The following is a 14,629-nucleotide window of genomic DNA, read 5'->3' on the forward strand; positions in this document are numbered from 1 at the left end:
CCATGCTTGATTGGATGAAGAAGTCAGACCGCCTGCAGATGGCCCTGCTGGTGCTTGTCTGCATCGCCTTGTACGGCCAGACGATAGGGTTTGCCTACGTCTGGGATGACGCGATCATCTTCCTCAACAAGAACTCCCTGGTGGTTGAACCCCTCAGCTGGCGGCTGTTGACTGAACCCATCCTTGAGGGCACCAGCTACATGCGGCCCTTGGTTCTGCTGAGCTGGTGGGTCGAATTCCATCTCTTTGGTCAAATCCCTTCACTGTCCCATGGCGTGAATGTGGCCATACTGATCCTGAATGTGCTGCTGCTGCGCTCGATTGCGCGCTGCGTGCTGGATGGACAGGGAGAGGCGTTGCCTGCCTTCTGGGCGACGATGGCGGCCCTGTGCTACGCCGTGCATCCGGCCTTGATCGAATCCTCGGCCTGGGTTTCAGGGCGCTTTGACCTGCTTGCCACAGCGGGCATCCTGGGGTCCACACGAGCCTTTCTGGCCTATCGTCGGCCGACGGCGGTGCGTGTGGCCGGTGTGTTGCTGGGCACCCTGACGGCCCTGGCCAGCAAGGAGCTCGGCGTAGTCACGCCGGCCATCCTGCTCTGCCTGTGGATGGCGACCCAGGCCGATGTGCAGACGACCCTGGGCCAGAACCTGCGGCGCGCATTCCACACCCAGGCGCCCGTCTGGCTGGCATCGGCGCTGCTGCTGCTGGGGTATTTCGTGGTCCGGCGTCTGAGCATGGGCCAGGTCTACCACGGTATCTGGGGGCCGGACTATCTAATGGCGCTGCTGCGGTCCCAACTGCCCCTGGAAGCGCTCAAGTTCTATACCTCCATGGTGATCTGGCCGTTTGGACGGGTTGGCATTTTTCACCCTTTCTCCACCCTGAAACTGGATGCGTTTGCTGTTCTTGGCAATCTGGCGACGCTGGCGCTCACCGTGGCAGTGTTGTGGCAGGCATTTCGGCGCCAGAAGCCGTGGGCCTGGCTACTGATGGCTGCTTATGTGGGCATCGCCCTGGTGCTGCACCTGATTCCGTTGAGCGTCTCGGACAACGTCGCCCAGGAGCGCTTCATGGCAATGCCGCTGGCATTTGTCGCCATGGCTTTCGTCTGTTTCCCCTGGCGTGCCGCCGTGGATAGCCGGCTGCATCTGCGCCCACGCGCCCGGCGGACTGCTGCGGTGCTGTCCCTGGGCGGCTGGTTGATGTTCGCGACGTTCGTGACGGCCAGTCTCATCCCTTTGTGGGCCCGGCCCGAACTGCTGTGGCGGTGGGCTCATTTTCAGAACCCTGAAGTCCTCAATGTTCGCTTCAACTACATGGAGGCGGCCCTGTCCAGCGGACGGTCGGAGTGGGTGCAGGCCGAGATCGACCGACTCATCAAGAAGAACGGGGGGCTGGAAGTGGGAGAGCAGGCGATCTACGCCAGCCTGCTTATGCGCCAGGGCAATGCGGAAAGCCTGAAATACTTCGAGGGTGTCCTGCATGCGCTTCCGAAATTCCATGCCATGCCGGACGGTGAGCGAGCGCTGGCGTTCTTTCCCGTGCCCCGTTCTGTAGTTGGCGCCGTCTATACCAACTATGCGCTGTCGCTTCTGCTCTTCGAAGGTAACACGGCGGGCGCTCTCGAAAACAATCGGATCTCGCGCTGGTACATGAAGAATGTCAGCAGTGGCCACCTGAATTACAGCGATGCGGCGATTTACTATGCGCTGGGTGACCTGGAAAGGGCTGACCGGATCGTGGAGGAGAACAAGGATGTCTACTTCGACGACAAGGACAAGCTGATCCGACAGATGTATTCCATCGTCAAGGCGTTTTGCGAGAGCTGGCAGGACAAGGATGCCTCGAGTCAGCGGGCTTGTGCCAGCCTGCGCCAGCGTAAGCTCCTCGAGAACCACCCCTGATCAACATGACTGCCCGCTGGAAATTCGCCCTCGCCACCTTGGCGCTGAGCCTTCTGCTGTGCGCCCTGCCGGTCTGGCTGCTGTTCGAGCGCTGGTATCCCGCTGCCTGGCGGCCCTTCGACGGTGGCTGGCAGATGATGGTGCTTGCAGGGGTGGCTGTGTTGATCGCGCCCGTGCTGGCGGCCCTGGTCTTCAAGGCCAATCGTCGCGCCCTCGTGCTGGACATGGTCGTGATTAGTGTGCTGCAGCTGGTGACCCTGGGCTTTGCCGTGCATGCGCTGCACCAGGGGCGGCCGGCCTGGATTGCCTTCGTCAAGGACGACTTCCGCGTGCTGCGGCCGGTGCGGATGCGCACCCTGCCTGCGACCCACTGGCACAGCGGGCCGCGCTGGGTGGGCGCCCCCTATGCCCTGGACCCGGCCGTGCGTGCTCAGCAGATCACCCGTGAACTGGCCGACAACACCCCCGTGGAGAGCTTGGCCGAGTCCCATGTGCCCATCGAGCAGGTCCTGCCGGCCATCCATGCGGCGGCCCGTCCCCTGCCGCGCCTGCATGAATTCAATTCGGCGGACCAGGTGGCGGCCATGCTGGCAGCGCATCCGCAGGCCGCCGGCTGGCTGCCGCTGAAAGGCGTGGAGCGCGATGGCGTCGTGCTTGTCGATGCACAGGGCCGGCCGCTGCAGGCCGTGTCCCTGGCACCATGGCCCTGAGGCGGGCGTTCCGCATGGACAGTCCCGCAGCCGGCCCTGGCCTGCCCCGCGTGCCCCTGCCAGTGCTGTACGCCCTGCTGGCGGCGCTGGCCACGGCCGCGAACATCGGCGCGCAGGACCTGCTCCTGCGCCTCTATCACGGACCCTGGCATGTGGCGGCTTCCGTGGCGCTGGGCACCGGGACCGGGCTGGTGCTCAAGTACGTGCTGGACAAGCGCTACATCTTTCGCTTCCGGGCCCGCAATGCCGCCCATGACGCCCGGACCTTTGTCCTCTATGTCAGCGCTGGCGTGCTGACCACGGCCCTCTTCTGGCTGAGCGAATGGACCTTCGACCACGCCTTTGGCGGGGATCGCCTCATGCGCTACGCAGGGGCGGTGCTGGGTCTGGCCGCCGGCTACTGGCTCAAGTACCACCTGGACAAGCGCTATGTTTTCCGTGGTGGTGGCGCAGGAGCGCAGGCATGAGACCCATGCAGTCCTGGGGTCGGCTGGAGTCCGCCTTGCATCGCGTGGTGGAGCTCACGGACGAGGCCACGCTGCCCGCGCAGTTGCAGGCCCAGCAGCCGGGCATTGCCTATGGCCAGGGGCGCAGCTATGGCGACGTCTGCCTGAATCCCGGCGGCACGCTGTGGCGTCTGGGTGCCCTGGATCACTTCCTCGGCTGGGACGCCCAGACCGGCCTCCTTTGCTGCGAGGGTGGTGCCCTGCTGCAGGACATTCAGCGCACGCTGCTGCCGCAAGGCTGGCTGCTGCCGGTGACGCCGGGGACGCAACTGGTGAGCGTCGGGGGAGCCATCGCCAATGACGTGCATGGCAAGAACCATCATGGCTTCGGCAGTTTCGGTGACCATGTCCGGCGCCTCTGGCTGGCCCGCAGCGACGGCACGGTGCTGGAATGCAGCCGCGAGCAACTGGCGCCCTGCTTCGCGGCCACGGTGGGCGGCATGGGCCTGACGGGGGTCATCGTGCGCGCCGAGCTGCAGCTGCGCCGGGTGCCCGGCCCCTGGCTGGAGACGCACACCCAGCCCTTCCGGGGCCTGGACGAGTTCTTTGCCCTGGCCGACGGCACCGAGCCGGCCTGGGAGCACAGCGTGGCCTGGATCGATTGCCTGACGCAGTCCCGGGGCGGGGTGCGCGGCATCTTTCTGCGGGCGAATCCCTCGACGGCTCAGACCGGCCCTCAGCCCGCGAAGGGCCTCCGGCGCCTGCCGGTGACGCCGCCGGTGTCCCTGGTGAACGCGCTCACCCTGCAGCCCTTCAATGCCGCCTACTACCGCCTGCAACGCCACCGGGCCGGCAGCGCCCGGCAGCACTACGAGACCTTCTTCTACCCGCTGGACGGGCTGAAGGACTGGAACCGCATGTACGGCCCGCGCGGCTTCTACCAATACCAGAGCGTGGTGCCGCCCGGCGTGGCGCGCGAGGCCACGGAGGCCATGCTGCAGGCCATCGCACGCAGCGGGGAAGGGTCCTTCCTGGCGGTGCTGAAGACCTTCGGCGCTCGCCCTTCGCCAGGGGTCCTCAGCTTTGCGCGGCCGGGCACGACACTGGCACTGGACTTCCCCAACCGCGGCGAGCGGACCGCGCGGCTCTTTGAGCGGCTCGATGCCATCGTGAGCGAGGCGGGGGGGGCGCTGTATCCCGCCAAGGACGCGCGCATGCCGCGCGCCCTGTTCGAGGCGGGCTTTCCACGATTGAATGAGTTTTTGCAATGGCGCGACCCGGGCATGTCTTCGGCCCTATCGCGTCGGCTGCTGGGGAGTTGATGTTGACAGATTCCATGGGCACTACCGAGGCGGCCTCCCGGCGGCGCATCGTCATCGTCGGCGCGAGCTCGGCCATGGCCGAGCGTTGCGCGCGGCTGTGGCTGCTGCAGAGTCCTGACTGCGAGCTGATCCTGCTGGGCCGCCATGCCGAGCGCCTGCAGCGAGTGGCGGGCGACCTTCGCGTGCGCGCACCGCAGGCCAGCATCAGCTGCCGCGTGCTGGACTTCAGTGACCCGGAAGCCATCGCCAGTGCCGCGGCCGACTGCAGCCAGCCGAGGGCACCCGACCTGGTCCTGATCGCCCATGGCCTGCTGCCGGACCAGGCGCAGGCGCAGGATGATCTGGCGTTGGCCCGCCTGACGCTTTACGTCAACGGCATCTCCCCGGTCCTCTTCGCCGAGGCCTTCGTGGCCCGTATGCAGGCGGTCGAGGGCGCCCGCCTGGCCATCATTGGCTCTGTCGCGGGAGACCGGGGCCGCCAGTCCAACTACGTGTACGGCGCCGCCAAGGGGCTGCTGGAACGCTACGCCGAGGGCCTGCAGCATCGCCTGGCACTGCAGGGTCGTCCGCTGCGCGTGGTGCTGATCAAGCCGGGGCCGACGGCAACGCCCATGACCGCCGGCCTGCAAGGCGGTCCCGGGGCCCTGGCGCCGGTGGAAACGGTGGCCGAAGGCATCGTGAAGGGCATGGCGCAGGGGCGTCCGGTGGTCTATGTACCCGGGAAATGGCGCCTGATCATGGCCATCATCCGCTGCCTGCCCCGGGCCGTGATGCATCGTCTGAAGATCTGAGTCGAGGCCAGGCATGATGCAACTCCTTCGCAATCCCTGGCTCTTCGGCCTCGCCTGCCTGCTGTGCGGCCTGCCGGTCATGGTCGCCAGCTATCCGCCCATGGCGGACATGCCCCAGCACGCGGCCCAGATCACCGCACTGAAGGCCATGCTGTTTTCCCACGGCTGGCCCTACGAGCCGCTGTTCAGCCTGCAGCCCTTTACCCCCTACTGGCTAGGCTATGGCCTGGTGATGGCGCTGTCGGTTCCGCTGGGCATCCTGCTGGCGGTCAAGGTGGTGGTGGTGGCGGCGCAGGCCTTCTTTGTCTGGGCTGCTGCGCGCTACTGCGTGCGCGCCGGGATGCCGCCCGCCTGGCGCTGGGCCTTCCTGATGCTGCCCTTCGGCTTCGCCTTCCAGTGGGGATTCCTGAACTTCCTCGTGGCTGCGCCGCTGGTGTTCCTGTTCCTCGGTTGGCTGCAGCGGTGGCGGGAGTCGCCCGGTGGACTGAGGCCGGCGCTCCAGATGGTGGCGGTCCTGCACCTGCTGTTCTTCGCGCATCTGCTGATCACGGCCTTCGTCTGCATGGTGGCCGTGCTGCTGCTGGCGCATCCTTGGCAGGGCCTGCTGCGTTGGCTGCGGCGCTGCCTGCCCATCTTCTCCATTCTGCCCATCACGCTGGCCTGGATGGGCGTGGGCATGGCCTCGGCGCCGGCCGCGCGGGCGCCCATCGGCTGGGAGATTGGCCTTCACCGGCTGGTGGAGTTCCTTCCGGGCCTGGTATCGGTGCCGGACCCCACCGTGGGGGTGCTGGTGGGGAGCCTGCTGCTGGCTCTGCCTTGGGTGGCGGGCTTTCGCGTCAAGAAGCACTGGACCGCGTGGGTGCCCTTCGGGGTCTACCTGTTTTTCATGATGTTCGTGCCGCATTTCCTCGGCGGCAACTACTACACCTACCAGCGCTTCGGCTTCCTGGGGCTGCCGCTCTACTGGGCCAGCTTCGAGGAGCCGGCGTCGCGTCTGGACGCCAAGGGGCAGCGCTGGGTCGCTGTGGGGCTGGCGGCGCTGGGCCTGCTGATGCTGGGCTGGCAGACCTTCCGGGCGGAGGTCTTCAACCGGGAGGTCGCCGGCTACCAGGCGGTGATGACAAGGGCCGAGCCTGGCCGAAGAATCCTGATGCTGGCAGCCGACCCCTACAGCCGGGTGAGCGCTGCGCCGGTGATGCTGCATTTCGCGAGCTGGTACCAGGCCGAGCACGGCGGCCTGTCCGAGTTCAACTTCGCCCGCTTCTGGGGCATGCCGCTCAAGTACAAGGACAGCCGGGGGCCGGGGATTTACGCCGGTTTCGAGTGGTCGCCCGGGAGCTTCGACTGGGAAGCCAATGCGGGCAGCAGCTTTGACTACCTGCTGGTCCGCTCGTCGGACGACGCCAGGGAATGGGTGCGCGGCAAGACGAATGGCCGGATGATCCCGATTGCGGGGAATGGCGGATGGCAGTTGTTTGGAAAGGCAGCCCATGAATAACCAAGCACTGCACCCAGGCGCGCGACAGGACCTGCGACAGGTGCCGCAGGCCGGCCCTGACGCGCCTGCCATCTCCATCGTCATCCCCTGCTACCGCTCGGCAGACAACCTGCCCGATCTGCATCGACGGCTGGATGCCGTTTGCACCGCCAAGGGCCTGTCGGCGGAGTTCGTGCTGGTGGAAGACGGCGGCGGAGATGGCACCTGGGACGTCATCAGTCAGCTCGCGCGGACAGACCGCCGGGTGGTGGGCATCCAACTGGCCAGAAACTATGGTCAGCACAATGCGCTGTTATGCGGTATTCGTGCTGCGCGTGGGCAGGTCATCGTCACCATGGACGACGACCTGCAGAATCCGCCGGAAGAAATCCCCCGCCTCCTCAGCAAGATCGATGAGGGCTTTGATGTCGTCTATGGTTCCCCGGTGCAGGAAAGCCATGGACTCCTGCGGAACGTTGCCTCGCTGGTCACCAAGCTGGCGCTGCAGCATTCCATGGGGGCGGAGACGGCCCGCAAGTCCAGCGCCTTCCGCGCCTTCCGGACCCGCCTGCGAGCCGCCTTTGCGGACTACAACAGCCCCACCGTGAGCATCGAGGTGCTACTGACCTGGGGCACCACGCGCTTCAGCTCGGTCGATGTCCGGCAGGACCGGCGCGAACGAGGGCAGTCTGGCTACACGGTCCGCAAGCTGATGACCCACGCCCTCAACATGATGACGGGCTTCTCCACTCTGCCCCTGCAGATCGCCAGCGTGGCCGGCCTGCTGTTCGCCGCCGGCGGCTTCGTGGTGCTGATGTATGTGCTGGTGAGGTATTTCATCTCGGACGCGGTGGTGCCGGGCTTCAGTTTCCTGGCGTCCATCATCTCCATATTTTCCGGCGTGCAGCTTTTCTCGCTGGGAATCATCGGCGAATACATTGCGCGCATGCATTTCCGCGCCATGGAGCGCCCGCCATATTCTGTTCGGTCCAGCACCGAAGATACCTCGCAGCAGGCGTGAGGAAAAGAATGTCGATCAGCTATCTATTTGTCGCCCTGACCATTGTGCTGACGGTATACGGGCAACTGGTCCTGAAATGGCAGATGGGGCTGCATGGAGCCTCCGTGAACTGGACGGACCTCTGGAGCATCGCCCGCCTCCTTTGCCGGCCCTGGATCGTTTCCGCCTTCGGTGCAGCATTTCTCGCCTCGCTGTCCTGGATGGCGGCCATCAACCGTCTGCCGATCAGCCGCGCCTACCCCTATATGGCCATCAATTTCCTGCTGGTGGCGGTGCTGGCGACGGTGCTGTTCGGTGAGAAAATGGATATCTATCGCTGGGCGGGCACGGCGATCATCATGCTGGGCGTGGTGGTGCTGTCATTTTCAAAGTCGATCGGATGAAGTATGGAAGATAAGTTGCGCGAGGTTTTTTCGCAGGTGCTGGGCATGGACGCCTCGCAGGTCACGGATGAGCTGCAGTACGCTGTTGCCGAAGGCTGGGATTCGGTGGCCCACATGTCGCTGATTGCGGCCATCGAGGAAGCCTTCGACATCATGATCGACGCCGAGGACGTGATCGACATGAGCAGCTTCAGGAAGGCCCGGGACATCGTCGCCAAATACCTCTGAGCGCCATGGACAAGCCTGTTGCCTTCATCACCGGCGCCTCGCGGGGCATCGGTGCCGCCTGCGCGAAAGCCCTGGCCGAGGAGGGCTTCGAGCTGGTCCTGCACGCCCGAAGCCAGGCGGCCCTGGACGCCTTGATGCAGCAACTGCCGGCTGGCGTGGATGCGGCCAGCGTGCTGCCCCTGGTCTACGAACTGCAGGACAGCGAGGCCATCGGGCAGGCGTTCCAGACGATCTTCAAGCGCTTCCGCCGCCTCGATGTGCTGGTGAACAACGCCGGCGTGATGGAGTCCGCCAGCCTGGGCATGATCGCCCGCGACAGCCTGGCGCGCACGCTCGAGGTGAACCTCGCGGCCGCCATCCTGCACCTGCAGGGCGCCGCGAAGCTGATGGGCCGGGCGGGGCGCGGCTCCATCATCAACATGTCGTCCGTGGTCGGTCGCTGGGGCGCCGAGGGGCAGGTGGCCTATGCAGCCTCGAAGGCCGGCCTGATCGGCGCCACGCTCGCGGCCGCCAAGGAGCTGGCCCCCCGCCAGGTGCGCGTCAACGCCGTCGCGCCCGGCCTCATCGACACCGATCTGCACCGCCAGGACAGCCCCGAGCAGCACCGCCGCAAGCTGGCCCTGGTGCGCATGGGGCGCATGGGGGAGGCCCGCGAAGTGGCCCAGCTGGTCAGCTTCCTGGCGTCGGAGCGCTCCTCTTACATCACCGGCCAGGTGATCGGCATCGACGGAGGCATGAGTCTGTGAACTTCTGGGAGCTGAGCCCGGTCCACGGCGAACGCATCCTGGCCATCGACGCGGATGGCAGCGAGGTGTCCGCTGCCCGCTTGGCCGCGGGCATCCGGACCTACGAGGAGGCGCTGGCCCGCCTGGGTGCGCGCACGCTGGGCTTGATGTTCTGCAGCAACCGTCTCAGCGACGTGACCCTTTACCTGGCCTGCCTTCGCCAGGGGCATGTGCCTCTGCTGCTGCCAGGCGACATGCCGGCCCGGCAGGTCGAGGCCCTGCAGGCCCTCTACCGGCCCCAGTGGGTGGCCGGCCTGGACCCTGCGAACCCCCTGCCCATCGAGCAGCCCAAGGCGCCGCCCGTGGCGCTGCATCCCTCGCTGGCCTTGCTGCTCAGCACCTCGGGCAGCACGGGGAGCCCGCGCCTGGTGCGGCTCTCGCGTGAGGCGCTGCAGGCCAACGCAGCCTCCATCGCCCGCTACCTGGCCCTGGGCCCCGAGGAGCGGGCGATCCTGAGCCTGCCCATGCACTACTCCTACGGGCTGTCCGTGCTCAACAGCCATCTGCTGGCTGGCGCCAGCGTCGTGCTGGGCGGGCCGGGCATCATCAGTCCGGACTTCGTGCCGCTGATGCGCCGCCATGCCGTCACCTCGCTGGCCGGCGTGCCCTACATGTACCAGATGCTGCATCGCACGGGCTTCTTCCAGAAGGCGTTGCCAGCCCTGCGAACCCTCACCCAGGCTGGTGGCAAGCTGGACGAGCGCCTGGCCCGCCTGGTGAGCGAGCATGCCCAGGCCGCCGGGCGTCGCTTCTTCGTGATGTACGGTCAGACGGAGGCCTGCGCGCGCATCAGCTATGTGCCGCCCGAGCAGCTCGCCGCAAAGATGGGGTCTATCGGTGTGGCCATTCCCGACGGGCGCCTGCGCCTGGATCCTGACACCCGGGAGCTGGTCTACGAAGGGCCCAACGTGATGCTGGGCTATGCCGAGACGCGCGACGATCTGGCACTGGGCGACGTGATGCGCGGCGTCCTGCCCACGGGCGACTTGGCCCGCCGGGACGAGGACGGCTACTTCTTCCTCGAAGGCCGGATCAAGCGTTTCATCAAGGTGTACGGCAACCGGATCGGCCTGGACGAGGTCGAGCGCGCGCTGGAGGCCCTGCTGCAGCGGCCCGTGGCCGTGTCCGGCCGCGACGACAGGCTGGTCGCTTGGATCGAGGCGGGCGATGCCGCGCTCGTCGCGCAGGCCAGTGCCATCGTGCGGCAGCAGTTCGGCATCCATCCGAGCGCCACACAGTGCCGCGCCGTGGACGCGCTGCCCCTGCTGGCCTCGGGCAAGAAGAATTACGCAGCGCTGATGGACGGCTCATGAGCGCCTCTCCGCCGATCTCCCCGGGCTGGCCGCCCCTGCCACTGGAAGGCCAGGGACCCTTCGACGCGCCTGCCAGCGTCAAGGACCCCGCCTTCCTGCACACCATGCAGGCGCTGACGCAGTGGCATAGGGCGCGCTGTGCGCCGTATGCCCGCGTCCTCGAGCGGCTGTTCCCGACGGGCGATGCCACGCATCTCCATGAGCTGCCCTACCTGCCGGTGCGGCTGTTCAAGACCCGTGAGCTGCGCAGCGTGGAGCCGGCGCAGGTCATCAAGACGCTGACCTCCAGCGGAACGAGCGGGCAGGCGGTATCGCGCATCTACCTCGACCGCGAGACCTCGCTGCGCCAGAGCCGAGCGCTGGCCGCCATCATGGCCTCCTTCCTGGGCCGCAAGCGCTGGCCCATGCTAATCGTGGATTCCAGCGAACTGCTGAAGGACCGCCGGCAGTTCAGCGCCCGCGCGGCCGCCATCCTGGGCTTCTCCCTGTACGGCCGTGACCACAGTCATTGCCTGGACAGCAGCCTGTCGCTCGACGCGGCCGCCCTGCAGGACTTCCTGGCCCGCCACGCGGACACGCCCGTCCTGCTCTTCGGCTTCACCTTCGTCGTCTGGCAAGGCCTGTACCAGAGCGCCCTGCGCCAGGGCCTGAAACTGCGACTGCCACCTGGCAGCCTGCTGATCCATGGTGGTGGATGGAAGCGGCTGGCTGACCAGCAGGTCGATAACGCGAGCTTCAAACGCTGCATGCAGCAGCAGTTCGGCATCGAGCATGTCCACAACTACTACGGCATGGTGGAGCAGGTGGGCTCCATCTTCATGGAATGCGAGCACGGCAGCCTGCATGTGCCCGCCTTCGCGGACGTGCTGGTGCGCCACCCTCATACCCTGCAGCCCCAGCCCCTGGGTGAACGCGGCGTCATCCAGGTGCTGAGCGCCCTGCCGCTGAGCTATCCCGGCCATTCCCTGCTGACCGAGGACGTCGGCATCATCCACGGTCGTGACGACTGCCTCTGCGGACGCCAGGGTGCCCGGCTGTCGGTGCTCGGGCGCTTGGCGCAAGTCGAGCTGCGCGGCTGCAGCGATACGAGGGCCATGGCATGACAAGACCGCGCTACCTGCTGGGAGCGGATCCCGAGGCGCACCTGGAGGAGGTGCTGCGGCGCCTGTCCGCGCAGCCAGCCTGGCAGCCCTTCGACGAGCGCGTGCTCGCCTTCGTCCGCCGCTTCTCGCAGCGCCTGCTGACCGCGCCGGAGATCCGCCGCTTTCCCGAGCTGGCCGCGCTGGGCCACTGGTTCCGCGGCGCCCAGTTGCGGGACCTCTCCGTGCGGTATGTGCCGCAGGCTGAGGACCACCTGTTGCTGGGCCGGGGCCTGGCCTTCCACCTGGCGCCAAGCAATGTGGACTCCGTGTTCATGTACTCCTGGCTGCTGTCCCTTCTGGCCGGCAATGTGAACCTGGTGCGCGTGTCGCAGCAGCCCAGCGAGGGGCAGGACTTCCTGATCGAGATGCTACGCAGCACCCTGGACGAGGACGTGGGGGACGCCGTGCGCGAGCGCTTCGTTCTGCTGACCTACGCCCACGACGAGCAGCTCACCCGCCAGATCTCGCAGGCCTGCATGCTGCGGGTGGTCTGGGGCGGCGATGCCACCGTGCAAGCCATCCGCGCCATTGCGCTGCGACCCACCGCGGTGGAGGTCTGCTTCCCCGATCGCTTTTCCGCCTGTGCCATGCAGGCACAGGCCGTGCGGGACGCTTCGGACGAGAGCCTGGACCAGCTGGCGGCCGACTTCTACAACGACGCCTTCTGGTTTGCCCAGCAGGCCTGCTCCTCGCCGCGCCTGGTGGCCTGGATCGGCACGGACGAGGCCGCCGAGGCCGCAGCCGCGCGGTTCTGGCCCGCTCTGGGCCGGGTGCTGGCGCGCAGGCAACTGCAGGACAGCGAGGCTGCCTGCATGGCCCGGCTGGCGGCGCGCTTCGAGTTCGCGGCCGCCGGCCTGGCACGACCGGCCGAGGGCGCAATGCCGGCGGCCGTCCTGCCCACCCGCCTGCGCCTGGAATCAATGCTGGACGCCGAAGCCCGGGCGCTGCACTGTGGCCACGGCCTGTTCCTGGAGGTCCGGCTGCCGCAGCTCGCCGAGCTGGCCGCCCACCTCAGCGACAAGGAGCAGACCCTGGCCGTGCACGGCTTCTCCCGGCAGGCTCTGTTGGAGCTGGTCCAGGCCTTGCCGGCGCGGTCGTTGGACCGCCTGTGCCCGGTCGGGCAGGCGCTGGCCTTCGCCCCCACCTGGGACGGCGTTGATCTGATCTCGGCCTTCAGCCGCAAGCTTCTGCTGCCACCGCCATGCCACAACTGAGCTGCCGATCCGCCTCGCTGCAATGCCGGTTGACGCCTTGGGACGAGCGAGTGTTCGGCCATCGCTGTGCCGAGATCACGGCGTTGGACGTAGGTGATGCCGCGGACCTGGGCCCGCTGCTGTCCCAGTTCAACGACTGGGCTGCGCAGGAGCAGGTGGCCTTTGCCTACGGTCGCTTTCCGCCTACGGCGCCCATCAAGGCGGCTTTCCATGAGGCCGGCTTCTACTTCGCGGAGGCGAGCTACCGTCTGCGGCATGCGCGCATCCAGCAGACGGCGGGCCTGGACTCGCTGGCCCGGCCCGGTCCGGTGCTCCAGCCGGCCCAGCCGGCCGACCTGGCCCGTGTGCAGGACATCCTCGCCGAGGACTTCCACCACGGTCGCATCCACGAGGATCCCTGGGTCGATCCCGCGGACGCCGCGCAGCGCAACCGCAACTGGCTGGCGGACCTGCAGGCCCAGCGGCATGACATCCTCACCTACCAGCTCAAGGGCGAGGTCATCGGCCTGCATGTGCAGCGGACCGCCGCGCCGGGGCCGGGCATCGAGTGGGTGCTGACCGGCGTGAAGCGAAGCCATGCGCTGCTGGGCGTGTCCCTGTGGGCTGAGGTGATGAAATGGAACCGGGCGCAGGGCGTCCGCGAGGTTCACACCCTGATCTCAGCCGCCAATGTGCCGATCCTGAACCTTTACCGGCGGCTTGAGTTCCAGTTCGAGTCCTTGCTGATCGGATTTCACAGGCGCTATAGACATGACAAGAATCCCCTTTAACAAGCCCTATCTGCACGGCCGGGAGCTGGTCTACATCGCGCAGGCCGTGGCCTCGGGCAAGATCTCCGGCGATGGCATGTTCACCCGCAAGTGCCACCAGTTCTTCGAGCAGCGCTGGGGCTTGCAGAAGACGCTGATGACCACCTCCTGCACGGATGCGCTGGAGATGTGCGCGCTGCTGCTGGACATCCGGGAGGGCGACGAGGTCATCGTGCCCTCCTTCACCTTCGTGTCGACCGCCAATGCCTTTGCTCTGCGTGGGGCCAGGCTGGTGTTCGCCGACAGCGAGCCGGACAACCCCAACCTAGACCATCACGTCCTGGAGGCGCTGATCACCCCGCGCACCCGCGCCATCGTGGTCGTGCACTATGCCGGGGTCGCCTGTGACATGGACCCTATCCTGGCGCTGGCCGCCAGCCGCGGCATCGTGGTGGTGGAAGACGCCGCCCAGGCCATCGATTCGTACTACAAGGGTCGTCCGCTGGGAAGCCTGGGCGCGCTCGCCACCTTCTCCTTCCACGAGACCAAGAACGTCATCGCCGGCGAAGGCGGCCTGCTGGTCATCAACAATCCCCAGCTGACGGAGCGCGCGGAAATCATCCGCGAGAAGGGCACGAACCGAAGCGCCTTCTTCCGGGGCGAGGTGGACAAGTACGGCTGGGTGGACATCGGCTCCTCCTTCCTGCCCTCCGACATCGTCTCGGCCTATCTCTATGCCCAGCTGGAGGTGCTGGACGCCATCCAGCTGCGGCGCAAGACCCTTTGGCAGCGCTACTGGGACAATCTGGCCGCGGCGCTGCCGGCCAAGGGGGTGAAGCTGCCCCTCGTGCCCGCATGGGCCAGCAACAACGGCCACATGTTTTACCTGGTGTGCGAGAGCCTGGCCCAGCGGACGGCGCTGATCGAGGCCCTGAAGAAGGCAGGCATCGACGCTGTCTTCCACTACCAGTCCCTGCACCGGAGCAAGTACTACGCCGCGAAGCACGATGGCCGCGAGCTCCCGAACTGCGACCGCTTCGCGGACTGCCTGGTCCGCCTGCCCCTGTTCTACGAGCTGCAGGACGCCGACGTGGACCGCATCTCCGAAACCGTGCTGGCGGCCCTTTGATCGGCTGGCGCG

Annotated in this window: 15 protein-coding genes; all 15 read left to right on the plus strand. The window is 66.9% G+C overall.

The window, feature by feature from the left end; all coding sequences use genetic code 11:
* Nucleotides 1-14: 14 nt before the first annotated feature.
* From H5407_RS16200 to rffA, 15 genes are read left to right on the plus strand one after another with little or no spacing between them, the layout of a single operon-like run.
* A complete protein-coding gene (locus H5407_RS16200; RefSeq protein ID WP_183105512.1) occupies nucleotides 15-1,907 on the plus strand; it encodes a hypothetical protein in 1,893 nt (630 codons plus the stop codon).
* Between the two features lie 5 nt (nucleotides 1,908-1,912).
* Nucleotides 1,913-2,617 (plus strand): hypothetical protein, encoded by a 705-nt coding sequence (locus H5407_RS16205; RefSeq protein WP_183105513.1) that lies wholly within the window; start codon nucleotides 1,913-1,915, stop codon nucleotides 2,615-2,617.
* A gap of 14 nt (nucleotides 2,618-2,631) precedes the next feature.
* Nucleotides 2,632-3,084 (plus strand): GtrA family protein, encoded by a 453-nt coding sequence (locus H5407_RS16210; protein ID WP_220800643.1) that lies wholly within the window; start codon nucleotides 2,632-2,634, stop codon nucleotides 3,082-3,084.
* The gene (locus tag H5407_RS16215) at nucleotides 3,081-4,385 is read left to right on the plus strand and encodes an FAD-binding oxidoreductase (RefSeq protein WP_183105514.1); all 1,305 of its coding nucleotides are present in this window, start codon (nucleotides 3,081-3,083) and stop codon (nucleotides 4,383-4,385) included. Before H5407_RS16210 ends, H5407_RS16215 begins: the two co-directional genes overlap by 4 nt.
* Nucleotides 4,386-4,399: 14 nt before the next feature.
* The gene (locus H5407_RS16220; RefSeq protein ID WP_183105515.1) at nucleotides 4,400-5,176 is read left to right on the plus strand and encodes an SDR family NAD(P)-dependent oxidoreductase; all 777 of its coding nucleotides are present in this window, start codon (nucleotides 4,400-4,402) and stop codon (nucleotides 5,174-5,176) included.
* Nucleotides 5,177-5,189: 13 nt separating this feature from the next.
* The gene (locus tag H5407_RS16225; protein WP_183105516.1) at nucleotides 5,190-6,674 is read left to right on the plus strand and encodes a hypothetical protein; all 1,485 of its coding nucleotides are present in this window, start codon (nucleotides 5,190-5,192) and stop codon (nucleotides 6,672-6,674) included.
* A 40-nt stretch (nucleotides 6,675-6,714) separates the two neighbouring features.
* Nucleotides 6,715-7,674: a glycosyltransferase family 2 protein gene (locus H5407_RS16230; protein ID WP_220800644.1), complete on the plus strand. Its 960-nt coding sequence runs from the start codon at nucleotides 6,715-6,717 to the stop codon at nucleotides 7,672-7,674.
* 8 nt (nucleotides 7,675-7,682) lie between these two features.
* Complete coding sequence (locus H5407_RS16235; protein WP_220800645.1) at nucleotides 7,683-8,057, plus strand: EamA family transporter; 375 nt, start codon at nucleotides 7,683-7,685, stop codon at nucleotides 8,055-8,057.
* A 3-nt stretch (nucleotides 8,058-8,060) separates the two neighbouring features.
* On the plus strand, nucleotides 8,061-8,285 hold the full coding sequence (locus H5407_RS16240) for an acyl carrier protein (RefSeq protein ID WP_183105517.1): 225 nt from the start codon (nucleotides 8,061-8,063) through the stop codon (nucleotides 8,283-8,285).
* Nucleotides 8,286-8,290: 5 nt separating this feature from the next.
* Nucleotides 8,291-9,031, plus strand: coding sequence for an SDR family NAD(P)-dependent oxidoreductase (locus H5407_RS16245; protein ID WP_183105518.1), 741 nt, complete (start codon nucleotides 8,291-8,293; stop codon nucleotides 9,029-9,031).
* Nucleotides 9,028-10,383: an AMP-binding protein gene (locus tag H5407_RS16250; protein ID WP_183105519.1), complete on the plus strand. Its 1,356-nt coding sequence runs from the start codon at nucleotides 9,028-9,030 to the stop codon at nucleotides 10,381-10,383. Before H5407_RS16245 ends, H5407_RS16250 begins: the two co-directional genes overlap by 4 nt.
* Nucleotides 10,380-11,486 (plus strand): acyl-protein synthetase, encoded by a 1,107-nt coding sequence (locus H5407_RS16255; RefSeq protein WP_183105520.1) that lies wholly within the window; start codon nucleotides 10,380-10,382, stop codon nucleotides 11,484-11,486. The genes H5407_RS16250 and H5407_RS16255 overlap by 4 nt, the downstream gene beginning before the upstream one ends.
* Nucleotides 11,483-12,739 carry an acyl-CoA reductase gene (locus H5407_RS16260; protein ID WP_183105521.1) on the plus strand — a complete coding sequence of 419 codons (1,257 nt, stop codon included), beginning with the start codon at nucleotides 11,483-11,485 and terminating at the stop codon, nucleotides 12,737-12,739. Before H5407_RS16255 ends, H5407_RS16260 begins: the two co-directional genes overlap by 4 nt.
* Entirely contained in the window at nucleotides 12,727-13,509 is a 783-nt protein-coding gene (locus tag H5407_RS16265; RefSeq protein WP_183105522.1) for a GNAT family N-acetyltransferase, read from the plus strand. The genes H5407_RS16260 and H5407_RS16265 overlap by 13 nt, the downstream gene beginning before the upstream one ends.
* Nucleotides 13,490-14,617, plus strand: coding sequence for a dTDP-4-amino-4,6-dideoxygalactose transaminase (gene rffA / locus H5407_RS16270; RefSeq protein ID WP_183105523.1), 1,128 nt, complete (start codon nucleotides 13,490-13,492; stop codon nucleotides 14,615-14,617). Before H5407_RS16265 ends, rffA begins: the two co-directional genes overlap by 20 nt.
* Nucleotides 14,618-14,629 lie beyond the last annotated feature (12 nt).

This window comes from Mitsuaria sp. WAJ17 (assembly GCF_014174515.1).
GTDB lineage: Bacteria > Pseudomonadota > Gammaproteobacteria > Burkholderiales > Burkholderiaceae_C > Roseateles_B.